22 protein-coding genes and 1 pseudogene are annotated in these 23,060 nt (G+C 66.2%); 13 read left to right on the top strand and 10 right to left on the bottom strand.

Going from position 1 to position 23,060, the window contains the following annotated elements:
* Nucleotides 1-148 precede the first annotated feature (148 nt).
* The 3 genes and pseudogenes from O0J15_RS01230 to O0J15_RS01220 all read left to right on the top strand — a co-directional run bounded on the left by O0J15_RS01230 (nucleotide 149) and on the right by O0J15_RS01220 (nucleotide 1,347).
* Nucleotides 149-535, top strand: coding sequence for an SseB family protein (locus O0J15_RS01230; protein WP_134735501.1), 387 nt, complete (start codon nucleotides 149-151; stop codon nucleotides 533-535).
* Nucleotides 536-675: 140 nt separating this feature from the next.
* Nucleotides 676-1,042, top strand: a pseudogene (locus O0J15_RS01225) (GNAT family N-acetyltransferase).
* Entirely contained in the window at nucleotides 1,039-1,347 is a 309-nt protein-coding gene (locus O0J15_RS01220; RefSeq protein WP_019659378.1) for a hypothetical protein, read from the top strand. Before O0J15_RS01225 ends, O0J15_RS01220 begins: the two are co-directional and overlap by 4 nt.
* On the opposite strand, the gene O0J15_RS01215 is transcribed toward O0J15_RS01220, so the two are convergent.
* From O0J15_RS01215 to O0J15_RS01200, 4 genes are all read right to left on the bottom strand, one after another.
* The gene (locus O0J15_RS01215) at nucleotides 1,337-1,717 is read right to left on the bottom strand and encodes a hypothetical protein (protein ID WP_308304959.1); all 381 of its coding nucleotides are present in this window, start codon (nucleotides 1,715-1,717) and stop codon (nucleotides 1,337-1,339) included. The two genes, O0J15_RS01220 and O0J15_RS01215, sit on opposite strands and share 11 nt — an antisense overlap.
* 167 nt (nucleotides 1,718-1,884) lie before the next feature.
* Complete coding sequence (locus O0J15_RS01210; RefSeq protein WP_134735499.1) at nucleotides 1,885-5,469, bottom strand: ABC transporter permease subunit; 3,585 nt, start codon at nucleotides 5,467-5,469, stop codon at nucleotides 1,885-1,887.
* Nucleotides 5,470-5,481: 12 nt separating this feature from the next.
* Entirely contained in the window at nucleotides 5,482-6,384 is a 903-nt protein-coding gene (locus O0J15_RS01205) for an ABC transporter ATP-binding protein (protein ID WP_019659375.1), read from the bottom strand.
* 131 nt (nucleotides 6,385-6,515) lie between these two features.
* Nucleotides 6,516-7,547, bottom strand: a complete 1,032-nt coding sequence (locus O0J15_RS01200) for a LacI family DNA-binding transcriptional regulator (RefSeq protein ID WP_308304958.1) — start codon at nucleotides 7,545-7,547, stop codon at nucleotides 6,516-6,518.
* Nucleotides 7,548-7,686: 139 nt separating this feature from the next.
* Between O0J15_RS01200 and O0J15_RS01195 the strand changes: the two genes are divergently transcribed.
* From O0J15_RS01195 to O0J15_RS01170, 6 genes are all read left to right on the top strand, one after another.
* A complete protein-coding gene (locus tag O0J15_RS01195; protein WP_134730426.1) occupies nucleotides 7,687-8,082 on the top strand; it encodes a hypothetical protein in 396 nt (131 codons plus the stop codon).
* 172 nt (nucleotides 8,083-8,254) lie between these two features.
* Nucleotides 8,255-8,818 carry a single-stranded DNA-binding protein gene (locus tag O0J15_RS01190; protein WP_111098242.1) on the top strand — a complete coding sequence of 188 codons (564 nt, stop codon included), beginning with the start codon at nucleotides 8,255-8,257 and terminating at the stop codon, nucleotides 8,816-8,818.
* Nucleotides 8,819-9,020: 202 nt separating this feature from the next.
* Nucleotides 9,021-9,917: a hydroxypyruvate isomerase family protein gene (locus O0J15_RS01185; protein ID WP_021203061.1), complete on the top strand. Its 897-nt coding sequence runs from the start codon at nucleotides 9,021-9,023 to the stop codon at nucleotides 9,915-9,917.
* A 27-nt stretch (nucleotides 9,918-9,944) separates the two neighbouring features.
* Nucleotides 9,945-11,630: a GMC family oxidoreductase gene (locus tag O0J15_RS01180; protein ID WP_188250137.1), complete on the top strand. Its 1,686-nt coding sequence runs from the start codon at nucleotides 9,945-9,947 to the stop codon at nucleotides 11,628-11,630.
* Nucleotides 11,630-12,205, top strand: a complete 576-nt coding sequence (locus O0J15_RS01175; RefSeq protein ID WP_171952347.1) for a gluconate 2-dehydrogenase subunit 3 family protein — start codon at nucleotides 11,630-11,632, stop codon at nucleotides 12,203-12,205. The genes O0J15_RS01180 and O0J15_RS01175 overlap by 1 nt, the downstream gene beginning before the upstream one ends.
* Nucleotides 12,190-12,963, top strand: coding sequence for a DUF1080 domain-containing protein (locus O0J15_RS01170; protein WP_111101842.1), 774 nt, complete (start codon nucleotides 12,190-12,192; stop codon nucleotides 12,961-12,963). The genes O0J15_RS01175 and O0J15_RS01170 overlap by 16 nt, the downstream gene beginning before the upstream one ends.
* Nucleotides 12,964-12,993: 30 nt before the next feature.
* Here O0J15_RS01170 and O0J15_RS01165 read toward each other — a convergent pair whose 3' ends face one another.
* The 5 genes from O0J15_RS01165 to O0J15_RS01145 are packed head-to-tail and all read right to left on the bottom strand — an operon-like array spanning nucleotide 12,994 to nucleotide 17,626.
* Nucleotides 12,994-13,290, bottom strand: coding sequence for a cytochrome c (locus O0J15_RS01165; protein WP_019659367.1), 297 nt, complete (start codon nucleotides 13,288-13,290; stop codon nucleotides 12,994-12,996).
* Between the two features lie 18 nt (nucleotides 13,291-13,308).
* Complete coding sequence (locus tag O0J15_RS01160) at nucleotides 13,309-14,172, bottom strand: sugar phosphate isomerase/epimerase (protein ID WP_308304957.1); 864 nt, start codon at nucleotides 14,170-14,172, stop codon at nucleotides 13,309-13,311.
* Nucleotides 14,173-14,191: 19 nt separating this feature from the next.
* Entirely contained in the window at nucleotides 14,192-15,316 is a 1,125-nt protein-coding gene (locus O0J15_RS01155; RefSeq protein ID WP_308304956.1) for a Gfo/Idh/MocA family oxidoreductase, read from the bottom strand.
* A 12-nt stretch (nucleotides 15,317-15,328) separates the two neighbouring features.
* Nucleotides 15,329-16,546 (bottom strand): nucleoside permease, encoded by a 1,218-nt coding sequence (locus O0J15_RS01150; protein ID WP_308304955.1) that lies wholly within the window; start codon nucleotides 16,544-16,546, stop codon nucleotides 15,329-15,331.
* 27 nt (nucleotides 16,547-16,573) lie between these two features.
* Nucleotides 16,574-17,626 carry a sugar phosphate isomerase/epimerase family protein gene (locus tag O0J15_RS01145; RefSeq protein ID WP_308304954.1) on the bottom strand — a complete coding sequence of 351 codons (1,053 nt, stop codon included), beginning with the start codon at nucleotides 17,624-17,626 and terminating at the stop codon, nucleotides 16,574-16,576.
* Nucleotides 17,627-17,721: 95 nt separating this feature from the next.
* Here O0J15_RS01145 and O0J15_RS01140 point away from each other — a divergent pair, with 95 nt between their 5' ends.
* The 3 genes from O0J15_RS01140 to O0J15_RS01130 all read left to right on the top strand — a co-directional run bounded on the left by O0J15_RS01140 (nucleotide 17,722) and on the right by O0J15_RS01130 (nucleotide 21,038).
* Complete coding sequence (locus tag O0J15_RS01140; protein WP_308304953.1) at nucleotides 17,722-18,729, top strand: LacI family DNA-binding transcriptional regulator; 1,008 nt, start codon at nucleotides 17,722-17,724, stop codon at nucleotides 18,727-18,729.
* A gap of 114 nt (nucleotides 18,730-18,843) precedes the next feature.
* Nucleotides 18,844-19,896 carry a diguanylate cyclase gene (locus O0J15_RS01135; protein ID WP_308304952.1) on the top strand — a complete coding sequence of 351 codons (1,053 nt, stop codon included), beginning with the start codon at nucleotides 18,844-18,846 and terminating at the stop codon, nucleotides 19,894-19,896.
* Between the two features lie 116 nt (nucleotides 19,897-20,012).
* On the top strand, nucleotides 20,013-21,038 hold the full coding sequence (locus O0J15_RS01130; RefSeq protein ID WP_134730413.1) for an AI-2E family transporter: 1,026 nt from the start codon (nucleotides 20,013-20,015) through the stop codon (nucleotides 21,036-21,038).
* Between the two features lie 74 nt (nucleotides 21,039-21,112).
* Here the strand turns inward: O0J15_RS01130 and O0J15_RS01125 are convergent, their stop codons facing one another.
* Nucleotides 21,113-21,292 carry a hypothetical protein gene (locus tag O0J15_RS01125; RefSeq protein ID WP_227844117.1) on the bottom strand — a complete coding sequence of 60 codons (180 nt, stop codon included), beginning with the start codon at nucleotides 21,290-21,292 and terminating at the stop codon, nucleotides 21,113-21,115.
* Between O0J15_RS01125 and O0J15_RS01120 the strand changes: the two genes are divergently transcribed.
* Entirely contained in the window at nucleotides 21,285-22,943 is a 1,659-nt protein-coding gene (locus O0J15_RS01120; RefSeq protein ID WP_308304951.1) for a GGDEF domain-containing protein, read from the top strand. The genes O0J15_RS01125 and O0J15_RS01120 overlap by 8 nt on opposite strands.
* The last annotated feature ends 117 nt before the right edge of the window (nucleotides 22,944-23,060 follow it).

Below are 23,060 nucleotides of genomic sequence, written 5' to 3'. Positions count from 1 at the left end.
GGGACCCGCGTCGGGCCCGGTGCGGGCGCCGCGGGGCAGGGCCCGGCGCTACCGCTCTGGTGGGTGCCAACCTCGGTTGGCACGCTCTTCGAGCAGTCGAGCAGGCTCGACCCTACAATAGGCCCCCCTCACGCCCCGCCGTACCGCCATGACCGACCTCGCCCCGCAGACCCCGATCGAAACCCTGTTGAAGGCGGCGATGGACGGGGCGGTGCCGATCCGCGCCTTCATGGAGGCCTTCGTCGCTTCCGAGGTAGTGCTGCTGACCGGCAGCCTGGTCACGCCCGACGGCAGCGGCTTCGACCCGCTGCTGTTCGACAAGCAGGGCATCCTGCACGTGGCCGTGTTCACCGATCCGTCGCGCGTGGGCATCTACAGCCAGCAGGCCGAACACCAGATCCGCTGGCGGATGCTGGACGTGCTGCGCCGCGTGCCGGGTGGCTATGGCGTGGTGATCAACCCGGGCACCCAGCTGGGTTTCGAGATCTCGCCCAGCGGCGTCGGCGAGATCCTGAAGGACTTCGCCCAGGGTTGATTGTCATGTAGAGCCGAGCCCATGCTCGGCTGCCGTTCGCGCAATGCCGGATCAGTCGAGCACGGCGCGACTCTACAGAAGGCTTCCCTTCGAGCGCCGTCCGTGATCCTCTTGGGCAATATCGGGATCAAGGCATTGCCATGGAATTCAGGGTATTACCCGCTGGCGCACCGGAACGGCAGCAACTGGCCGAGTGGTACCACGCACAATGGGGCCAGGACGCGGGCCTGTCGCTGGAACAGGAACAGGGAGATGCAGGCATTCCCGCAGTATGAACACTGGCTGGGCAGCGTGTTCGTGGCCGACAGCCATCGGGGCCGCGGGCTGGCCAGTGGGCTGGTCGAGCAGGCAGCGGCGCAGGCGGTTCGGATGGGCGTTTCCGCGTTGTATCTACAGACCGAAGCGCTGGATGGCGGCCTGTACGCTCGGCTGGGCTGGAAGCCGCTGCAGGAAGCCGACAACTGCAGCTATCGCGTGCTGGTGATGGTGCGCAGGTTGGCCGCATGAACGCATCTGCATCGCGTCATTCCCGCTCTGCGCTGATCTTCCTGATCGCGGCGATCGTTGCCGCGCTGGTGTCCATGCCCCTGCTGCGCGCGGTGGGCATGGTGCTGTGGCCGGTGTTCGTGGTTGCCTGGCTGATCAACCTGGGCGCGGCCTGGCATCTGGCCCAGTGGGCACGCCAGCAGGGCCGTTCGGCGTGGGCGTTCGGGTTACCGGCGGTGCTCGGCACCGTCGCCTCGGTCGTGGTCTTCGTGCTGCTGGCGTTGCTGGGGCCGAAGGCCGGGCCTCAGCCGGAAATCACCGGCTGAGTGCTTCGTTCCACTCGTTCCACAGGACACCGTCCACGGCGGTGAGCAATGTCTGCTGGACCTCGATCAGCGTGTTCATCTCATCCAGCACCGCCTCCAGTTCGGTGATTGAGATCTCGAATCTGGCCATGCACTGGCTCATGGCATGTACGTGTTCGGTGCCATGCGCTAGCTCGATGGCTTCCTGGAGGACATGGGGCGCGTCGTTGAGAGAGAGCCCCAGACGAACGTCTTCATCGCCCGTAATGAGAACGCTGTTCTCACCCAGCTCCAGTTCGAGCTCAAGACCACAGTCAGCCAGTACCTTGGCTGCCCAGTTCAGTGATGCGGAAATCCTGTGTGCATCGAAGTAGATATGGCTGGATGTCATCGCGGCTTCTCGAAGGTTCGCGGAGAGTATCGCTTGCCTTCAAATGGATCCTGTTGGTGCTCCCGCATCTCTGGTCAACCAGGTCTTCAAATGACGCAATTGGTCGCGGCATGTCGCTTTTGTCTGCAGTAGTGATGCCAGCCATTTGACTGGCACCACCGCATACCTCACATCGTTACCTTGCGCCGATTGTCATCGCTCACCCGGTCGATCAGCTTGTTGTAGGGATCGAAGCCTGCTTCGTCGGGCTTTTCATCCACCGTCACCGTGATCTTCGGCGCGGCGCTGGTGATGTGGTGGCGCTGCAGGTACAGCACCTTCTGGTCGCGCTCCTTGCCCGACGGCCCATTGGCGAACACGCCGATCTCCACCCAGTCATCCATCTTGCCGGCGGTCTCCTTGCCCTTGCCATCGGCATACTGCTTGCTGGCATGCAGGTCCAGGGTCACGTCGTAACGACCGTCATCGCGCTTGCGGGCGCTGGCGGCCATCACGCGGTTGTCGTAGAAGCTGATCTTCTCGAACAGATCGGTGACCAGCTGCTGGCGGTCGGCCGGGGTCTCGGCACGGATGTAGCTCAGCAGTTCGCGTGAGGTGGTGTACGGCGGCTGCTGGTAGCCCTTGTCCTGCAGGAAGCGCTTCAACGCGCGGTTCAGGGCCACTTCGCCGATCTCTTCACGCAGCCGGTAGAACACCAGCGAACCCTTCTGGTAGTGGATGTACTGCTGGTTCTCCACGCGCTCCAGCGGCTGTTCCTCGATGGCCTCGCCGCCGCGGCCGGACAGGTAACCGTCCAGTTCGCGCTTGAGGAACTGACGCATGTGCTGGCGGCCGTACTCCTGCTCCATCACCATCAGTGCCGAATACTGCGACAACGATTCGGACAGCACCGTGGCGCCCTGCACGTTGGCACCGATCACCTGGTGCGCCCACCACTGGTGTGCGATTTCGTGCGCGGTCACGTAGAACACGTAGTCCACCTTGTCCGGGTCACGCAGGTCCGCGATGAAACCGATGGCTTCGGAGTAGGGGATGGTGTTGGCGAACGACTGCGCGAAGCGGGCATAAGCCGGGAACTCGATGATGCGCACCTGGCGATGCTGGTACGGGGTGAAGTTCGCCTCGTAGTAGGCCAGCGATTTCTGCACCGCTTCGATCATCCGCTCCACGTTGTAGCCGTGCGCCGGGTCGAAGTAGACCTCGATCGGCATGTCCTTGTACTTTGCCTTGCGCACCTCCCAGCGCGCCGACAGATAGGCGTAGAAGTTCAGCATCGGTCGATCCATGGCATAGCTGAAGCAGCGCCGGCCATTGACCGTGCTCTCATGCTGCAGATAGCCCGGGGCCAGCGCCACCTGGTCCGGTGCCGTGCAGATCGTGGTGCGGAAGTCGAGCCAGTCGGCATCGTTGGCTATGTACGTGTTGGCACGCGCGGCTTCGTCTTCCAGCTTGGGCATGCGCCGCGGCTCACCCAGGTCGCGCTTGCGCCGCTCGTTGCGGTCGGTGATCTCCGCGCCCTCGTTGTAGCCGAACGACGGCAACACGCGGCTGTTGAAGAACGTGCCGTTGTCCACGATGTTGCTCGGCGCCTGGCCGGCGGTGATGCCATTGGGCTTCTGCACCACCCGGAAATGGACACGGCGGCTTTCGCCCGGTTGCAGAGGCTTGTCCAGCCGATAGATGCGATACCCCAGGTCCTTGGCATGGAAGGCCATCGTCTGTCCGCCAAGATCGGCGGCTACCAGCTGTTTGTCATCGCCCATCGAGACATGCAGTTCCGGGATCGGCTGCGCGTGGAGATTGCGGATCGTCCAGTTCGCATCGATCACCATCGACTGCGATTCGGGGGACAGGTCCACGCGGTTGTCCACCGCCACGATGCGGGGCTGCGGCAGGTTGCGGTACTTCGACAGCTCGCGCTCGTAGCGGGCCTGCAGATCCAGCTGCTGGTCCGGAGAAAGGAACTCGTTGCGGATGTTGGTGCTCCAGTACAGCCAGCCCCCCACGCCGACGAACGCCACTGCTGCCAGCGCTGCAAAGGCGCCGGTCGGGCCGCGCAGGCGGCGGCCGGCCAGAGCCAGGCGCTGGCGCAGGCCCTGGCTGACACCGCGCACCCAGAAGGCCGACGCCAAGCACATCAGCGTCAGCAGGAACAACGCCCAGTAGCCCTGGAACGCCAGTTGCCCGGTCAGGAAGTGGCCGTAGCCGTTCATGTCCGAATAGGGCGCGTTGGGCCAGCTGCCGAAGTTGTACAGGTTCTGCGTGTAGTCGAGCAGGCCGAGCACGCCCTGGCCGATCATCACCACGATCAGCAATGCGTATCCGACGAACTTGTTGTTGGTGAGCACCTGCAGCACCAGCGCCAGGCCCCCCATCAGGATGTAGACCACCGAATCCAGCGCGAGGCTGCGCAGGTACAGCAGCGGCTCCAGATGCGTGTAGCCCTTGGCCAGCTGCACGCCCATCGCGGCCAGCGCGCCGGCGGCCTGGAAGCAGATGATCACGGCCAGCAGTGCGGTGAACTTGGCCAGCAGAGGCACCCAGTTCGGCACCGGCATGGCATCGGTCACTTCATTGATGCGCGCACTGCGTTCCTTCCAGACCAGCTCACCGGCGAAGAACAGCACGATGATCACCAGCAGCCAGCTGAAGGCCCCCTGCAGGCCCATGATCATCTGCGAGGTGACCGGCCAGATCGAGGTGCCGTACAGGGTCTGCCGGAACAGCGCGCTGGGCAGGAAGTTGGCCAGGCCCAGTACCAGCAGCACGATGAACGGCACGCTGCGCAGGACACCGCGTGTATCGAAGCGGACTTGGCGCAGGAACTGCTGCCGCGCCGTGCTGGCAGTGAACGCCGGTGTCACGCGCGGCAGTGTCGCGCGGGTGGGACGGACCACGCTGGCTTCGGAAGCCGGTTGCGCCTGCCTGCGGCCCCAGCGCCGACGGCCACTGCCGCTGCGTTCGGTGCGGAACAGCGCGAAGGCGGCGGCAAACAGCGCGGCAGCCACGCCCAACCACAGGGCGCGATTGGCCAGCAGGTAGCCGGCCAGCTCGGGAACCCCGCTGTTGCGTTCGGCGGTGGACCAGTAGCGGATGGTACGGCCGAGTGCGCGCATGCCCAGCGGTTCGCTCAGCACCGCGATCCACGTATTGTCGATGTCGCGCAGCAGGGCCGCGCTGGCGCCGTACAAGACCAGGTAGGCCACCAGGCCGATGTAGACCCAGAGGATCGAGCGGGTCAGCGCTGCCAGCAGCGACAGCAGCGCGGTGGTGAACAACAGGTTCGGAATGACGACGACCGCGAACGTCCAGGCATAGCCCTGCCAGCTGATCGGGCCCATGCGCTCGGGATCGACCCACGGCATGAACGGCGCCAGCCACAGGCCGAATGCGATCAGGATGTAGACCAGCAGCCCGGCCGCCAGGGCGGCAGCGATGCGCCCGGCCAGGTAATCGCGGCGCTTCACCGGGCTGGCGAAGATCAGTTCGGCAGTGCCGAGTTCGAAGTCACGCAACAGCGCGTTGCTGACGAACAGGGCGGTGACCAGCATGCCGAGCAGGGTGAAGATGCCCAGCATCTGTGCGATCACGGTGGGCGCGTTGCTGTGCACGTTGCCGGTGCCGCCACCGATCTGCACGGCGTCGCTGGACGCGGCGGCAAAGGCAAGCAGGGCGAACAGCCCGGCCAGCAGCCACAGCAGCGGGGATCGCAGCTGCTCGCGCAGCTCGAAGCGGAAGAAGTTGAGGATCATGGCGTGCTCCGCTCAGGCTGCGACGCGGCTACGGGCCTGAAGGCGCAGGCGCTGGAAGTACACGTCCTCGAGGTCGGGAGCCACGGCCGCGAAGCCGTCGCCAGGGTCGTTGGCGCTGTGCACGTGGATCACCGGGCGGCCACCGACCAGGCGGGTGGACAGCACCACGTAGCGTGCCTCGTGGTCGGCCAGTTCCGAAGGATCAACCTGCTTGCGCCAGACCTGCTGCTGCAGGGCGTCGATGGCATCGGCCGGGCGCCCGGTCAGCAGCACCTGGCCTTTGTTCATGATCGCCATCGTCGGGCACAGATCGGTCACGTCCTCGACGATGTGGGTGGAGAGGATCACCGCCACGTTCTCGCCGATCGCCGCCAACAGGTTGAGGAAGCGGTTGCGCTCTTCCGGGTCGAGGCCGGCGGTGGGTTCATCGACGATCACCAACCGCGGGTCACCCAGCAGCGCCTGGGCAATGCCGAAGCGCTGGCGCATGCCGCCGGAGTAGGTGCCCAGCTTGCGCTTGCGCGCGTCCCAGAGGTTCACCTGCTGCAGCAGCCCATCGACCACCTCGCGGCGCTGCGCGCGCTGCGTCAGGCCCTTGAGCACCGCGAAATGCTCCAGCAGGTCCAGCGCGCTGACTTTCGGGTACACGCCGAAATCCTGCGGCAGGTAGCCCAGCCGGCGGCGCACCGCATCCTTGTCGCGCAGCACGTCGATCGGCGCCTCGCCTGGAATGCTGAGCGTCGCCGTGCCGCTGTCGGCTTCCTGCAGGGTGGACAGCGTGCGCATCAGCGAGGACTTGCCGGCGCCGTTGGGGCCGAGCAGGCCGAACATGCCCCGCGGGATGTCCAGGTTGACGTTGTTGAGGGCATGCACGCCGTTGGCGTACGTCTTGGACAGCGAATCGATCTTCAGCATGCGACGTACACCTTTCCATGGGCGATATCTGCGCGTTATCCGCGCATCAGCCTCCGTGCGCATCCGCCGTTGGTCATGGGGGAAGAATTCCGCCGTCGCACGTTGAGGCGTGGCGTGGGGCCTGGTGGCGCTTACCGGCGCAGCGACGATTCCCGCACCACCAGCTTCACCGGGATGCTCTGGCTCTGCACCGGCTGTCGGCCGATCAACGCCAGCAGGCGCTCCACCAGCAGCTGGCCGGCCTGCTTGGTGTCCTGCTGGACCGTGGTCAGCGCCGGGGACACCGAGGCCGCCAGCGGGATGTCGTCGAAGCCGGTCACCGCCACGTCCTGCGGCACCCGTAGCCCGGCCTCGCGCAGGGCGCGCATCGCACCGATGGCGATCAGGTCGCTGGCGGCGCAGATCGCATCGATCGGCTCGCCACGCGCCAGCAGCGCCTGGCAGGCCTCCTGGCCGGAAGCCTCGGTGGTGATCGCATCGTGCTGCAGCGCCGGTTCGGCGGCCAGGCCGTGGTCCTGCAGGGCCGCGACGTGGCCGCGGTAGCGTTCCTGGAATTCGGGGTAATGGCTGGAGGCATGGCCGAGGAAGGCGATGAGGCGGCAGCCCTGCTGCAGCAGGTGGGTGGTGATGTCATGCCCGCCCTGGAAGTTGTCGCTGCCGATCGACACGCCCGGCTGGCCGGGCAGGGCGGCGCCCCAGCGCACGAAGTGCGTGCCCTGTTCGACCAGCCGCTGCAGGCGGTCGCGCGATTCGTGGTAGTCGCCGTAGCCGAGCAGGATGATGCCGTCGGCCTTGTTGCTGTCCTCGTAATCGGCCTGCCAGTCGGTGGACAGCTGCTGGAACGAGACCAGCAGGTCCTGCCCGTGCAGCGCGCAGGCGCGGGTGATCGAGCCCAGCATCGAATGGAAGAACGGATTGATCAGCGAATCGTCGTTGGTCGGGTCTTCGAAGAACAGCAGGGCCAGCGTGCCGGCGTTGCGCAGGCGCAGGCTGGAGGCGTTCTTGTCGACCTTGTAGTTCAGCTCGCGGGCGATGCGCAGGATGCGCTCGCGGGTCTCGGCGTTGACCATCGGGCTGCCGCGCAGGGCCCGCGACACGGTTGGCTGGGAGACCCCGGCCAGATGGGCGATGTCCAGGGAGGTGGCTTTGCCTTTGATCGTCATGGGAACGCGGGAGGGGGCAGGGGGAAGGGTGCCCGGGCATGATGCCATGGGGTGGCTGCCGGCCGTCCTGGCCGTCACTGCTTGTGGCCACGGTCGCGGTCGTGCGACGGTCAACACCATAGCCTGATGGAGCCAAGCGGTGACCTTTCGCCTGTACCCGGGTGTCCCCGACGATTTCGAGGCGCGGATCCGCATCCTTGCGCCAGAGGAGGGTGGGCGTCGCAGCCCGGCCCGGAACGGTATCCGCTGGGACTTCGCCTACGCCGATGACGCCGGGGCGCCAGAGCTGTTCATGATCTGGCCCGACTTCCGTCACGCCGAGGGCGACAGCTGGGCGACCGAGCTGCCGCTGCCGGTGGGCGAGCCCCTGTTGGCCGGCCTGACCGTGGTCAATAAGGTGCTCAGGGCGGGGCTGCACCGGGAGCGTATCCGGCCCGGCGTGCGCTTCCACTGCCATGAAGGGCCCAGGGTGGTGGCGGTGGGGGAGGTCACACGGGTCACCGGCTTGCTGCTGGATCGCCCCCTGCTTCGTTGAGGTCGGTTCCGACCCGGATCGGCCGGATTCCCGACGGGCCGGGGGCGAAGGGAATGGTAAGATGCCTCGTTCCGATATCCCCCCCATTCGCAACCGCGGGAGGTCCAGCGTATCGGCACCCCGTCGGGTGTGCTATCACTGGTCCAGCCCCGGACAACGGAAGAATCCATCTATGGCGCGCGGCATCAACAAAGTCATCCTGGTCGGCAATCTCGGCAACGACCCGGACGTGAAGTACACCCAGAGCGGCATGGCGATCACCCGCATCAGCCTGGCCACCACCAGCGTCCGCAAGGACAAGGATGGCAACCAGCAGGAGCGCACCGAATGGCACCGCGTGGTGTTCTTCGGCAAGCTCGGCGAGATCGCCGGCGAGTACCTGCGCAAGGGCAGCTCGGTCTACGTCGAAGGCAGCCTGCGCTACGACAAGTACACCGGCCAGGACGGCGTGGAGAAGTACTCCACCGACATCATCGCCGATGAAATGCAGATGCTGGGCGGCCGCGGTGAAGGTGGCGGTGGTGGCAACTACGGCGGCGATCGTCCGCAGCGCCAGCAGGCGCCGCGCCAGGAGTACGGCGGCGGCGGTGGCCAGCGTGGCGGCCAGGGCGGTGGCTATGGCAACCAGGGCGGCAACCAGGGCGGCGGTTACGGCAACCAGGGCGGCAACCAGCGCCCGCAGCCGCAGCAGGCGCCGCCGATGGACGACTTCGCTGACGACGATATTCCGTTCTGATCGGACGCTCGCCTGCAGCAGAAAAGAAAGCCCCGCTCATGCGGGGCTTTTCTTTGTCCGCGATTGCTACGGAGTTGTGCCCCGCAGCATTGAATTTTCGTGCACCGCAACTTGCAAGCATCCAATTTCCTCCCCTATGGTGCAATCGATTGCATTGCTGTGAATCGTTGCGTTTGATACCGGTTGGGAGGCCGGAAGGCGGATGTCCATCCATTCGATCAGACCGGCTCCTTCGAGGGGGCTCACGCGGCGCGATGCGCTGCGCATGGCGGTTGCTGGAGGCGTAGCTCTGGGTACTGCGGGAGCGTTGCCTGCATTCGCCACCACTGCACCGCTGAAGGGCAACCTGAAGCAGGCCGTGGCCCGCTGGACCTTCCCGCAGCTGTCAGTTGCCCAGCTCTGCGCGACGGTGAAGGACATCGGCTTTGCCGCGATCGACCTGGTCGGCCCCGAAGACTGGCCCACGCTGAAGGCCCATGGCGTCTACAGCTCGATGTGCAACGGCGCGGAGCTGGGTCTTACCAAGGGCTTTGCCGGCCGTGAGTTCCACGACCAGCTGGTAGAGCGCTACACGCGGCACATCGATCTGGTGGCCGATGCCGGTTACCGGAATCTCATCTGCTTCTCCGGCAACCGCAACGGTATGGACCCGCATGACGGCATGGCCAATGCCGAGGCTGGCCTCAAGCGCATCCTCGGGCATGCCGAGAAGCGCGGTGTGGTGCTGGTGATGGAGCTGCTCAACTCCAAGGTCGATCACCGCGATTACCTGTGCGACCACTCGGCCTGGGGCGTGGAGCTGTGCCAGCGGCTCGGCTCGGACAACTTCGGCCTGCTGTACGACATCTACCACATGCAGATCATGGAGGGCGACATCATCGCCACCATCGGCAAGCATCACGCCTGCTTCAAGCACTACCACACCGCAGGCGTGCCTGGCCGGCATGAGATCGGAGACCAGCAGGAGCTGAACTATGCAGCGATCTGCCGCGCGATCCGCGACACCGGTTTCAAGGGGTATCTGGCGCAGGAGTTCACGCCTGCCGCGCCCGATCCCGTTGCCTCATTGCGCGAGGCGATCCGCCTCTGCGACGTCTGAAACGATATCCACCCAGGTGAGAGACCCATGGCAGATAATCACTACGACGCCATTGTTGTTGGCTCGGGAATCAGTGGCGGCTGGGCAGCGAAGGAGCTGACCGAGAAGGGCCTGAAGGTCCTGATGCTGGAACGCGGGCGCAACATCGAGCACGTCAAGGACTACGTCAACGCGATGAAGGAGGCGTGGGATTTCCCGCACCGCAACCGGCCAACGCAGGCAATGAAGGCCGCGTTCCCGGTGCTGATGCGCGACTACGGGCTGGCTGAGAACCTGGAAGGGATGTGGGCCAACGAGCAGGACTCGCCCTACATCGAGACCAAGCGCTTCGACTGGTTCCGTGGCTACCACGTCGGTGGTCGTTCCTTGATGTGGGGGCGGCAGAGCTATCGCTTCTCCGATCTGGATTTCGAGGCCAACCTCAAGGACGGCATCGCCACCGATTGGCCAATCCGCTATGCCGACATCGCGCCGTGGTACGACCATGTAGAGAGGTTCGCCGGCATTGCCGGCACGCGCGAAGGACTGGACGTGTTGCCGGACGGCGAATTCCTGCCGCCGATTCCCTTGAACATCGTCGAGAAGGATGTGGCCGCGCGGATCAAGAAGGCCTTCGGCGGAACACGGCACATGATCCACTCGCGCACTGCCAACATCACCCAGCCGATGCCCGAGCAGGGCCGCGTCAACTGCCAGTACCGCAACAAGTGCATCCTGGGCTGTCCCTTCGGTGCCTATTTCTCGACCCAGTCGGCGACGCTGCCGGCGGCGATGAAGACCGGCAACCTGACGCTGCGGCCGTTCTCGATCGTCAAGGAAGTGCTCTACGACAAGGACCGCAAGCGTGCGCGTGGCGTGGAGGTGATCGACGCCGAAACCGGCCAGACCTACCAGTACACCGCCAAGGTCATCTTCCTCAACGCGTCGTCGTTCAACTCCACCTGGCTGCTGATGAATTCGGCGACCGACGTCTGGGACGGGGGACTGGGTTCTTCGTCGGGCGAGCTGGGGCACAACGTGATGGACCATCATTTCGGTGCGGGCGCCTCGGGCCGGGTCGAGGGCTACGAAGACAAGTACTACTTCGGCCGCCGGCCCTGCGGCTTCTACATTCCGCGGTTCCGCAATGTCGCCGCCGACAAGCGTGGCTACCTGCGCGGATTCGGCTACCAGGGAGGTGCCAGCCGCACCGGCTGGTCGCGCGAGATCGCCGAGCTGAACATCGGTGCCGACCTGAAGGAGGCGCTGACCGTGCCGGGCGACTGGCGCATCGGCATGACCGGGTTCGGTGAAATGCTGCCGCACCACGACAATGCGATCCGCCTGGACCGCAACCGCAAGGACAAGTGGGGGCTGCCGGTGCTGGCGATGGATGTGTCCATGCGTGCCAACGAACTGGCGATGCGCAAGGACATGGCCGCCGATGCCGCCGAGATGCTGGAGGCGGCCGGGGTCAAGGACGTGAAGATGCACGACAACGACTATGCCCCGGGCAAGGGCATCCATGAGATGGGGACCGCGCGCATGGGACGTGACCGGAAGAGCTCGGTGCTGAATCAGCACAACCAGGTATGGGATGCGCCCAACGTCTATGTGACCGACGGTGCCTGCATGACCTCCAGCGCCTGCGTGAATCCCTCGCTGACGTACATGGCGTTGACGGCCCGTGCGGCCGACCATGCGGTGCGCGAACTGAAAGCGGGGAACTTCTGATGGATCGCCGCGAACTGCTGAAGATGATCGTCGCCGCCACCGGTGCGGCCATGGTTGGCCTGCCGGGGCTGGTGCAAGGGCAGGCGCCGGCCGCGGGGGCGATGCCCGCGTTCACCGATGCCGATATCGGCACGCTGGACGAGATCGCCGAGACCATCCTGCCGCGGACCCGGACACCCGGGGCGAAGGACGCGGGCGCCGGTGCCTTTATGGCGACGTTCGTCAGCGACTGCTACACCGCTCGCCAGCAGGCGGTGTTCCGTGCCGGCCTGGCCGACATCGACAAGCGTGCCGGTGGCCGCTTCCTGTCGCTCACGCCGGAGGCACGCACCGGGTTGCTGCGTACCCTGGATGCCGAAGCCAAGGCGCGCAATGCCGATGTGACCGAGACCGGTACGCCAGAAGAAGGCGAGGCGATGCCGCATTACTTCACGATGATCAAGCAACTGGCCATCTTTGGCTTCTTCACCTCCAAGGTCGGTGCGACCGGGGTGCTGCAATACGTCGCCGTGCCGGGACGTTACGACGGCGACCTTGCCTACGTTCCCGGTACGCCTGCATGGGGGACCAGCTGATGGGCGACACCCGGATGATCCGCGCTCTGCTGGGCACCGCCGGCCTGCTTGCCGCTGCGACGGCATTCGCACAGGACGGTGCCGATGCTGCGCGTGACCCGAAGAAGACCGAGGTGTGGACGCCGGTGCCTGCGGTGGTGGCCACGCCACCGGGCAAGGCGCCGTCGGACGCCATCGTGCTGTTCGATGGCAAGGATGTCTCGGCCTGGGAGGCGGAGCAGGGAGGGCGTGTACCCTGGAAGGTTGCCGATGGCGCCATGACCGTCGTTCCGGGCAGCAAGGGCATCCGCACCAGGCAACGCTTCTGCGATATCCAGCTGCATGTCGAATGGCGTACCCCCACCGAGACGAAAGGCTTCGACGGCCAGAACCGGGGCAACAGCGGCATCTTCCTGCAGGAACTGTATGAGTTGCAGGTGCTCGACAGCTACAACAACCCGACGTATGCCAACGGCCAGGCGGGTTCGATCTACAAGCAGGCGATGCCGTTGGTGAACGCCTCGCGCGCACCGGGGCAGTGGCAGGCCTACGACATCATCTGGAAGGGACCGCGCTTCTCTCCGGGCGGTGGGCTGCTCTCGCCGGCGCGCATCACGGTGCTGCACAACGGTGTTCTGGTGCAGGACGATACGGCTGTGGCGGGCAGGACCGAGTACATCGGTCCTCCCTCCTACTCACCGCACGGATGTGCGCCGCTCTATCTGCAGGAGCATGACTCCAGGGTCAGCTACCGCAACATCTGGGTGCGCGAACTGTAGCGGCACGCGGCCGGCGTGGTCGCCGGCCGCCTACTTCGCCAGATAGCTGGCGAGGTCGTCGATCTCCTGCTGCGACAGCTGGGCAAAGGGCGGCATCAATCCTCCGCCCTTCCTGATCTTGTCCTTGACCTGGGCGGGCTGAAGCCGCTTGCCGACGTCGGTAAGCGCCGGGAAGGTCGGCGGTACGCCGGCGCGTTCAGCACCGTGGCAGGCAGTGCAGTGCTGGGCGTAGAGCTTCGCGCCGGCGGCCGGGTCGTCCTTGGCCCACGTTGCCGTCGCAACGCTCATGCCGCCCAGGGCGACGGCCACTGCCAGGATCATTTTCATGTGGGGCTCCTTCACGCGTCAGTGCTGTGCACGGGCGGGCACGTTGGCCGGCAGGTGTTCACGCAGGTAGTCCGCGCCGGTCTGGATCACCTTGGCCGGATCGCGTGGCTGGTCGTGTTCGACGATGTACCACTGCACGCCAGCGGTGGCGGCGGCCGGTAGGATCGCGTTCCAGTCCAGCACGCCCTGGCCGACCGCAGCGAAACCACCTTCGTCTTCGGCCTGGCCCTTGGGTGCATTGTCCTTGGCGTGTACCGCAAAAACGTGACCGCGGAACTTGCCAAGCATCACCGCCGGGTCCAGTCCCGCTCGCGCGACCCAGGCCAGGTCCAGTTCGGTCTTCAGATCGGGTCCGGCCGCTGCGAACAGCAGCTCCAGCCCGGTCTGACCGTCGAAGTCGGCCAGCTCGAAATCGTGGTTGTGATAGGCCAGCTGCATGCCCTTGCCGCGCACCTGTCTGGCGATCCGGCCCAGCTCCTGGCCCAATGCGGTCCAGCCGGCGGCATCGCGCGGACGGTCCTTCTGGTCCAGGTAGGGCACCACCATTGTGGTGTTGTCGATCGAGCGGTTGAAGGCCACCACGCCATCGAGGTTGTCGCGCAGCTCGGCCAGCTGCACGTGCGACGAAACCGCCCTGATCGAGTACCGGTCCAGCAGTCGCTTCAGTTCCGCAGCGCTGACGTTCTGCGTTCCGACGGTCTCCACCGCGCGCACGCCCGCGTCGTGGACGATTTTCAGCTGCTGGTCGAGCGAGCCTGCATTGCGCAGGGTGTACATCTGCACCGCGATCGGCTTCTGCGTGGTGGCCGCTTCGTCTGCGAAGGCGGGCAGGGCAGCGAGCAGCAGGATGAGACCTGCACTTCTACGGAAAAGAGCTTTCATCAACAGTTCCTCCCGGGATTCAACCGATGGCGGTCCAGGCGCGTGACCTGGCCGATGCAATGACGCGATCGACGATCCGCGCCGAGCGCAGGCCGTCTTCGAAGGTGGGCAGGCCTTCGAAGCGCTCGCCGTCAACGGCACGATAGGTGTCGGCGACGAACGCTTCGAAGCAGTGGCCGTAGCCCTGGGCATGCCCCGCTGGCAGCGGCGACAACCGGCGCTGTTCGGCACTGCCGGCACCCGGGCCGCGCACGAAGATTTCCTCGCGCTGCTCGGGCCGGCCGATCCACAGCCGCTCGGCATCCTCCTGGTTGAACGCCACGCTCGCATTGGCGCCATCGATCTCGAACCAGAGCCGGTTGTGGCGTCCGGCCGAGACCTGGCTGACCGTCAATGACGCCAGCGTGCCGGCGCCGGTCCTGAACATCGCTGCGGCCACGTCCTCGCTCTCGACCGCCTGCCTTGCGCCGCCTGTCGCCGGCGTGCTGAAGCTCTGGCCAGTGGTGGCGCTGCGCTCGGCGATGACCGTGGCGAACGCCGCGCTCGCTTCGGTGAAGCGTTCGCCACTGACCCATTCCACCAGGTCACACCAGTGCGAGCCGATGTCGGCGAACACGCGCGACGCGCCGCCCAGCGCCGGGTCAACCCGCCAGTTGTTGCTGGCCGGGTCCAGCAGCCAGTCCTGCAGGTAGCTGCCATGGATCAGGTGCAACGGCCCAAGTTCACCCTGCGCGATGCGTGCACGCGCCTCGCGGACCACCGGGTGGTAGCGGTAGACGAAGGGGACGGTGGCAACCAATCCGGTCGAGGCAGCCAGCGCCGCGAGCGCCCGTGCATCGTCCAGCGTCGTCGCCAACGGTTTCTCGCAGATCACGTGCTTGCCGGCTTCCAGCGCGGCCTGCGCCATCACGCGGTGCAGGTGGTTGGGCGTGCAGATGTGCACGACCTGCACCTGGGGGTCAGCGACGACGTCATTGATATCGCGATAGGCGTGCGGGACATTCCACGCGTGTGCCACCTCGCTCGCGCGCTGCGGCGACGAGGCCAGTACGCCGCGTACCGCGGCGCCCGCCAGCAGTGCCGCGCGGCGATGCACCGCGCCGATCATGCCGGTACCAACGATGGCGATTCCAAGGTGGGGCATCGGCCGGTCTCCTCAGGGTGTGTACGGCGCTGCAGCAGCTGCCGGGCGGTCGCGGAACAGCAGCAGGAAGGCGATCAGCACCACCAGTGCAACACCGGCCGGGAACAACCAGATCTGTTGCCAGTCCGGGCCTGCTGCGGTGGTGAAGTGCTCCACTACGGCACCGGACAGGAAGGTGCCGATCAGCATGCCCACGCCGTAGGTGGCCAGGGTGATGAAGCCCTGTGCGCTGCTGCGCGCGGCGGGGCCGGCATGGGCGTCGGTGTAGATCTGGCCGGTGACGAAGAAGAAGTCGTAGCAGATGCCGTGCAGCACGATGCCGATCACCAGCAGCGGGAAGCCGCTGCCCGCATCGCCGAAGGCGAACAGGGCGTAGCGCACCACCCAGGCGGCCATGCCGACCGCCAGCATGGTCTTCACCCCCAGCCGCACGAACAGGAAGGGCATGGCCAGCATCAGCAGCACTTCGGACACCTGGCCCAGCGACTGCAGGCCGGCGGCGCCCTGCACGCCCAGATCGTTGAGATACGGATTGGTGAAGTTGTAGTAGAACGACAGCGGAATGCAGATGGCGATGGAGGCCAGGAAGAACACCAGATAGGCACGCGATTTCAGCAGCCGCAACGAATCCAGCCCCAGGATCTGTCCCAGCCTGGCCTCGCGCTGCTGCGCCAGTGGTGGCGTGTGCGGCAGGGTGAACGCATACAGGCCCAGCACCAGCGATGCCGCCGCCGCCATCCGGAACGTCAGTTCAAGCCGATGCGCCTGTTCCCAGCCCAGCCAGCCGATCAGCACGCCTGCGACGATCCAGCCGACGCTGCCGGCCACGCGTACCAGCGGGAACTGCTTCTCCGGCGATTGCATGTGCCGCATCGCCACGCTGTTGGCCAGGGCCAGCGTCGGCATGAACAGCAGCATGTAGCCCATGACGCACGCGGAAAACACGCTGAAACTGGTGGCGGTGGAAGCCAGCCACATCAGCACCGCGCCAGCCAGGTGCAGTACTGCCAGGATGCGCTGCGCCGCGAAATAGCGGTCCGCGATCAGGCCGACCAGGAAGGGTGCCACGATGGCGCCGATGGACTGGCTGAGGAACGCGGTTGCCACCTGGCTCGCGCTGGCCTGCAAGGGGCCCTGCACAAGGTACGTCCCCAGGGTGACGAACCACGCCCCCCAGATGAAGAACTGCAGAAACATCATCGCGCCCAGGCGCGACATCGCGTGCGTCATGGCTTGCCCTCCCGGGGCGGAAATGGTTCAGATTCCCAGCATGCGGTGAAGTGATTCCAGATCCGTGCCGCTCCCGGCAAAATCGTCGAAGGCGCGTTCGGTTACATGGATGATGTGATCGCGGATGAAGGCGGCGCCCTCGCGTGCACCGTCTTCCGGGTGCTTCAGGCAGCACTCCCATTCCAGTACCGCCCAGCCCGGGAAGTCGTACTGCGCGAATCTGGAGAAGATCGCCTTGAAGTCGATCTGGCCATCACCGAGTGAACGGAACCGGCCCGGGCGATCGATCCAGTCCTGGTAGCCGCCATACACGCCGCTGCGCGCGCTGGGCCGGTACTCCGCGTCCTTCACGTGGAAGACGCCGATGCGCGCGTGGTAGCGATCGATGAAACCGAGGTAGTCCATCTGCTGCAGCAGCAGGTGGCTGGGGTCGTACAGGATCTTCGCGCGCGGGTGGTGATCGACCACGTCAAGGAAGCGCTCGAAGGTTGCGCCATCGTGCAGGTCCTCGCCCGGGTGGAGCTCGAAGCACAGGTCCACGCCACAGGTGTCGAAGACATCCAGGATCGGTCGCCAGCGGCGGCCGAGTTCGGCGAAGGCTTCTTCCACCAGGCCGGGCGGGCGCTGCGGCCACGGATAGAAATAGGGCCAGGCCAGTGCGCCGGAGAAGGTGGCATGCGCGGCCAGCCCCAGGCGCTGGCTGGCCTGAGCCGCCAGCCGCAGCTGCTCCACCGCCCACGCCTGGCGCGCCGGCGGGTTGCCGCGCACGTTCGCCGGTGCGAATCCGTCGAACAGGCTGTCGTAGGCAGGATGGACCGCGACCAGTTGCCCCTGCAGATGGGTAGACAATTCGGTGATCTGAAGGCCGTAACCGGCCAGCATGCCGGCAATATCGTCGCAGTACGCCTGGCTGCGTGCCGCCTCGGACAGATCGAACAGGCGGGGCGCGGAGGTGGGAACTTGTACGCCAGAATAGCCCAGACCCGCGGCCCATCCGGCCAGCGTGTCCAGCCGATCAAAAGGAGCTGTGTCGCCGATGAACTGCGCCAGGAACAGCGCTGGACCCTTGAGCGTCTTCAACGTGATTCGCCCTCGATGCAATCGATTGCATTATCCTAGCAGGGGCGCACGCAGGACCTGTTGTGCACTGCACAGCGGACGGGAGAACTAACGCCATGGCCACCATCTACGACATCGCAAAGCACGTCGGCGTCTCCGCCGGCACGGTGTCGCGGGCACTGTCCCGGCCGGACAAGGTCCTGCCGGCCACCCGTGCGCGCATCGAGCAGGCGGCCGCCGCGCTGGGCTATGTGCCCAACACGGTGGCCCGCACGCTCAAGACCCACCGAAGCGGCAAGATCCTGGTCACCGTCCCGGACATTGCCAATCCGTTCTTCGCCCAGATCCTTCAGGGCGCGGAGGACGCAGCGCAGGCGGTCGGCTACGCGGTCCTGCTGGGGGATACCCAGCATCAACCGGACCGCGAGGAGCGCTACGCGCAGATGCTCCGGCGAAACGAGGCCGACGGCATGATCGTGCTGGGGCATCGCCTGCCACCTACGGCGCGTGACATCGTTGAGCAACGCGGTTCCGCCGCACCGGTGGTCAACGGCTGTGAATTCGATCCCGCACTGGGGATTCCCAGCGTCCACATCGACAATGCCGCCGCCGCGCGCACGGTGATGGAACACCTGTATGGACTGGGACACGAACGGATCGCGGTGGTGGGAGGACCCCCCGACAATCCGCTGCACCAGCAACGGATGGAAGGGGTCCGGGCGGCGGGCAAGGCGCGTGGGCGCCTGCGCCAGCTGAACATCATGCCGGGTGACTTTTCGGTGGAGTCCGGCCATACAGCTGCGATGTCGATGTTGGCCGTCGCGCCGGTGCCGACTGCGGTCTTCTGTTTCAGCGACCAGATGGCGCTGGGCACTCTCGCTGCCTGCCGGGAGCTGGGCATCCGCGTGCCGGAGGACCTGTCCATCGTCGGCTTTGACGACCTGGCCTCCTCGCGCTACCTCACGCCGCCGCTGACGACGATCAGGCAGCCGATGCGGCAGATTGGCGAGCGCGCGGTCAACCTGCTGCTCGCCATCATCGAACAGGTCGATGTGCCGCTGCAGCAGACGCTGGAGTTCAGCTTCATGCTGCGCGGTTCCACGGCGGCCCCCAGGGGCGGGTGAACACCGCGCCACGGGGCGCCGCCTTGATCCCGAATTGACGCGAACCTGTCAGACTCACCGGCAGCCAGCCCGGCAAGGGCCGTAGCAGCAGGTGCGATCGCGCAGGAGGGGGCAATGCCATTCTTCACCGATTCGGCGGAAGGCGCGGTCGAAGGCATTGGCGCGGCACGTCGCATCGGCTGGATGCGTTTTGTCGGCAATGGACTGGGGGCGATCCCCATCGCGTCGATCATCCTCGAACGGCAGAATGGCGGATGGGCGTGGGTCCTGCTGCTGCTCAACGCGCTGGCGTGGCCCGCGCTGGCGCTGCTGCTGACCCGGCGCTCCCGCCAGCCGGCGCGCGTCCAGTTCCGCTGCATGGTGGCCGATTCCCTGTTCGGCGGCGGCTGGATCGCATTCATGGCGCTCAGTGCCGCGCCCAGCGCGCTGTTTGCCGCGCTGCTGGTGGCCGACAAGATCGCAGCCGGTGGCGTGCGCCTGGCGACGCGCGCCACGTTGGCGCTGCTGCTGGGCTTCGCACTCACCTGGTGGACGCTCGGCTTCCCATTCCAGCCGGTGACCTCGCAACGCACGATCATGCTGAGCATCCCGTTCCTGTTCGTGTATGGCATCGGGCTGAGCATTCTCAGCTGGCAGCTGGCCCGTCGGGTGAAATCGCAGAACCGCCAGTTGAAGCGGCTGAGCCGGATGGACCCGCTGGTGGAGCTGGCCAACCGCGGCTTCCTGATCGTCCGCGCGCAGCAGGCACTGGACAAGGCGCAGGGTCAGGGTGGTGTCGCCTGCCTGCTGATGCTTGATGTGGATGACTTCAAGCGCATCAATGACTCGCATGGTCATCGTGCCGGGGACGAAGTGCTGCGCCATATCGCGTCCACCTTGCGCGCCTTCGCCCGGCCCGGTGATACCCCTGCGCGGCTGGGAGGCGACGAGTTCGTGGTGCTGCTGCACGACTGTGCGCCCATCGATGCGATGCAGGTGGCCGAGCGGGTCCGCCTGCACCTGCTGGAAGCAGCACGGCAGGCAACACCGGGCATCGAGTTCAGCGTCAGCATCGGCATCGCGGCAACGCCGCGCGGTGGCAGCGTCGAGGACTGGCTGGCACTGGCCGACCGTGCGCTCTACCACGCCAAGCGCCAGGGCAAGAACAACGCCAGCTATGGCGAATAGTGGGCCGGGGGCGGTGGGCATACCGCAGAACGAGGGCGTAGCGCTCGTCCATGCTGTACCCGGAATCATCGCCACCAATCCTCTACCATGGGCCACCCCGCCCGGACGCACCGCCCATGCAAGACGCCCTCGTTGCACAGCCCAAGCCCCCCGTTGCGCGGATCGCGGCGTGGTTGATGATGTTGCTGGGCATGTGGCTGGCGTTGAAGCTGGGCCTGGTGGTGACCCTGCTGTCGGGGCTGCTGGTGTTCCAGCTGACCCACGTGCTGGCCTCCACCGTGGAAGGCAAGCTGCCGCCGGGACGAGCGCGGGCGATCGCGGTGATCGTATTGTCGGCCATCATCATCAGCGCGCTGGTATTGGCCGGCATCGGCGTGGCCTCGTTCTTCCGCAATGAGACCGGCGGCCCGGACGCGCTGCTGGCGCGCCTGATGGAGATCCTCAATACCTCGCGGCACCAGGTGCCGGCGCTGCTGCAACCCTACATTCCCGAAGACATGCCGGCGCTGCGCGCGGCGCTGAACGACTGGGCCGCCGAGCACCAGCGCCAGCTGGGCGTGGCCGGTACCTCGGTGGTGCAGGTGGGCGTGCGCGTGCTGATCGGCATGGTGCTGGGTGCGATGATCGCGCTGTACGACGAACTTCCCGTGCCCAAGATGGGGCCGTTGGCGCAGGAGCTGATCGGGCGCACCAGCCGCCTGGCCACCGCATTCCGCCAGGTGGTGTTCGCACAGGTGAAGATCTCGCTGCTCAACACCGTGTTCACCGCGATCTTCCTGCTGGGCGTGCTGCCGCTGTTCGGTGTGCACCTGCCGCTGTCCAAGACCCTGGTGTTGATCACCTTCGTCGCCGGCCTGCTGCCGGTGGTGGGCAACATCATTTCCAATACGGTCATCACCATCGTTGCGCTGTCTGTCTCGTTCTACGTGGCTGTGGCGGCGCTGCTGTACCTGATCGTGATCCACAAGCTGGAGTACTTCCTCAATGCGCGCATCGTCGGCGGTGAAATCCAGGCCCGCGCCTGGGAGCTGCTGCTGGCCATGCTGGTGATGGAGGCGGCGTTCGGCCTGCCCGGCCTGGTGGCGGCGCCGGTGTTCTATGCCTACGTGAAGCGCGAACTGGTCGACCAGCGCTGGATCTGACCCGGCGAAACCTGTCGCATCTGATCGGCTGGCGTCGGGGCGCCGGCATTGTCGGCGCGTTCGCGCGCGCTGCGCTATATCGCCCCTCGCGGATCGGGCGGCACTGGCTTGGCGCCGCCGGAGCCGGTCGCTACAGTGAGCCGCACTTCAGGGGAATTCTGCATGGCCGGCAAGGTATCGCCCATCAGGTTGCGGACCTGGGTCTGGATCCTGGCTGGGCTGTTTGTCGTGTGCACATTGCCGTTGATGGCCATCGCCCTGGTCCAGGGAACACTGCGCTACACCGACGCCGAAGGCAACCTGGCCAGCCTGCGGCAGCTGCGGCAGACCTTCGATCTTGCCAACCTGGCTTCGGCCGAGCGAGGCCCGGCCAACAGCCTGCTGGGGGCTGACCCGGCCGATGCCGCCGAACAGGCACGGCTGGCTGCGCAGCTGGCCGTCGCACGCCAGCGGGTCGACACTGCCCTGCTGCAGCTGGAGACCGTGTTCAAGGATGACCCGGGCGTGTACGACGAGCATCGGCTGCTGGCCAGCGCGCAGCGTCGCCTGAAGTCGGCGCGGGCTGCGGTCGATCATGTCGCGGCGCAACCGCATGACGCACGCCGTGTGGAGGAGGTGGAGCGTGCGATCAGCGGCATGTTCGCGGTGGTTGATCGCCTGCATCTGCTGACCTCGGCGCAGATCAACGCGCTGGTCAGTGCCGACCGTGAGGCGGCGATTCCGGCAATGCAGGGCCAGCTGTTGTTCGATCTTCGCGAGCATGGTGGCCGCCTGGCCTCGAACGTGATGGCGCCGGTGGCGGTACCGGGGGCGTGGCGCGAGGAACAGATGCGCGCTGCGCTGCAGACCGAGGGCCGCCTGCTGGAGCTGTGGCGGTTGGCGAGCAGCCACGAGTCGGTGTTCCGCAGCGACCCGGAATTGTCCTGGCACTGGGACATGGCGCGGCGGCAGCTCTTCGGTGAGTCACTGCCGATGATCGAGCAGCTGATCGAGGATGGCCGCCGTGGCGTGCCGCCGTCGTGGACCGCCGCCGCGTTCACCAATCGCTACGTGCCGACCCTGCAGTCGCTGGAGGCGCTGCGCGATGGCTACCTGAGCGTGTCCATCGCCCGCTTCGAACGCAGTCGCAACCGTGAGGCCATGCGTCTGGCCGTGCTGGTGGCGACCGCGCTGGGCACGCTGGTGGTGCTGGGCATGGCCCTGCGCATTGCCCACCTGCAGATCCTGCAGCCACTGCTGCAGGCGCAGCAGCAGGTGATCCAGCTTGCCTCGGATACCCCCGGTCCGGAGGAGAATGTCACCCACCCGCTGGCCGAGATGCAGCGCCTGTTCGATGCCATCGAAGTGCTGCGCGAGAAATCGCGCGAGCGTTCGGCGTTGACCAGCGAGCTGCGCCAGCTGGCCGGTACCGATGAACTGACCGGGTTGTTGAACCGGCGCGCGCTGGATGAGGTGGTGCAGCGGAGACATGCGGGGGGCGAGGCAAGCGCCGTGGTGATCCTGCTGGACGTGGATCGCTTCAAGGCCATCAACGATGGCCATGGCCATGAAGCCGGCGACGAAGTGCTGGTGCAGGTGGCGCAGTTGCTGCGGCACCACCTGCGGCGCAGCGACAACATCGCCCGCTATGGTGGCGAGGAGTTCCTGGTGCTGCTGGCCGACGGTGATCTGGCCGGCGGGCGCCAGCTGGCTGAATCATTGCGATTGGCGCTTCAGCAGATGGACATCGCGCTGGCCGGGGGCATCGTGCTGCGCGTGACCGCCAGTTTCGGGGTGGCCAAGGGCGGCACCGATTCGCTGGGCTGGCGCAGCCTGCTGCGTGCCGCCGATGCGGCCATGTACCAGGCCAAGGCACAGGGGCGTGACCGGGTACGGGTGGCGGGGGACGGTCGCATCACGCGCTGATGGCACGCGTCAGCCAATGCGTGCATGCACCCGTCGCAGCGTCTGCAGGATCGCCCGACGCGCGATGGGGCGTGCAGCTGCTGCAAACGCAGGTGGTGTGGTGAGCAGCGCGTCACG

Origin of the sequence: Stenotrophomonas sp. Sm10 (assembly GCF_030985515.1) — a bacterium.
In the GTDB taxonomy this organism is placed as follows: Bacteria; Pseudomonadota; Gammaproteobacteria; order Xanthomonadales; family Xanthomonadaceae; genus Stenotrophomonas; species Stenotrophomonas hibiscicola.
Note: the sequence above shows the minus strand (reverse complement) of the source record. Positions and strands in the feature narration are given on the sequence as shown.

Coding starts and splice junctions, on each gene's coding strand:
- O0J15_RS01230 (WP_134735501.1), top strand. CDS start 149: ATGACCGACCTCGCCCCGCAGACCCCGATCGAAACCCTGTTGAAGGCG.
- O0J15_RS01220 (WP_019659378.1), top strand. CDS start 1,039: ATGAACGCATCTGCATCGCGTCATTCCCGCTCTGCGCTGATCTTCCTG.
- O0J15_RS01215 (WP_308304959.1), bottom strand. CDS start 1,717: ATGACATCCAGCCATATCTACTTCGATGCACACAGGATTTCCGCATCA.
- O0J15_RS01210 (WP_134735499.1), bottom strand. CDS start 5,469: ATGATCCTCAACTTCTTCCGCTTCGAGCTGCGCGAGCAGCTGCGATCC.
- O0J15_RS01205 (WP_019659375.1), bottom strand. CDS start 6,384: ATGCTGAAGATCGATTCGCTGTCCAAGACGTACGCCAACGGCGTGCAT.
- O0J15_RS01200 (WP_308304958.1), bottom strand. CDS start 7,547: ATGACGATCAAAGGCAAAGCCACCTCCCTGGACATCGCCCATCTGGCC.
- O0J15_RS01190 (WP_111098242.1), top strand. CDS start 8,255: ATGGCGCGCGGCATCAACAAAGTCATCCTGGTCGGCAATCTCGGCAAC.
- O0J15_RS01185 (WP_021203061.1), top strand. CDS start 9,021: ATGTCCATCCATTCGATCAGACCGGCTCCTTCGAGGGGGCTCACGCGG.
- O0J15_RS01180 (WP_188250137.1), top strand. CDS start 9,945: ATGGCAGATAATCACTACGACGCCATTGTTGTTGGCTCGGGAATCAGT.
- O0J15_RS01175 (WP_171952347.1), top strand. CDS start 11,630: ATGGATCGCCGCGAACTGCTGAAGATGATCGTCGCCGCCACCGGTGCG.
- O0J15_RS01170 (WP_111101842.1), top strand. CDS start 12,190: ATGGGGGACCAGCTGATGGGCGACACCCGGATGATCCGCGCTCTGCTG.
- O0J15_RS01165 (WP_019659367.1), bottom strand. CDS start 13,290: ATGAAAATGATCCTGGCAGTGGCCGTCGCCCTGGGCGGCATGAGCGTT.
- O0J15_RS01160 (WP_308304957.1), bottom strand. CDS start 14,172: ATGAAAGCTCTTTTCCGTAGAAGTGCAGGTCTCATCCTGCTGCTCGCT.
- O0J15_RS01155 (WP_308304956.1), bottom strand. CDS start 15,316: ATGCCCCACCTTGGAATCGCCATCGTTGGTACCGGCATGATCGGCGCG.
- O0J15_RS01150 (WP_308304955.1), bottom strand. CDS start 16,546: ATGACGCACGCGATGTCGCGCCTGGGCGCGATGATGTTTCTGCAGTTC.
- O0J15_RS01140 (WP_308304953.1), top strand. CDS start 17,722: ATGGCCACCATCTACGACATCGCAAAGCACGTCGGCGTCTCCGCCGGC.
- O0J15_RS01135 (WP_308304952.1), top strand. CDS start 18,844: ATGCCATTCTTCACCGATTCGGCGGAAGGCGCGGTCGAAGGCATTGGC.
- O0J15_RS01130 (WP_134730413.1), top strand. CDS start 20,013: ATGCAAGACGCCCTCGTTGCACAGCCCAAGCCCCCCGTTGCGCGGATC.
- O0J15_RS01120 (WP_308304951.1), top strand. CDS start 21,285: ATGGCCATCGCCCTGGTCCAGGGAACACTGCGCTACACCGACGCCGAA.
- O0J15_RS01125 (WP_227844117.1), bottom strand. CDS start 21,292: ATGGCCATCAACGGCAATGTGCACACGACAAACAGCCCAGCCAGGATC.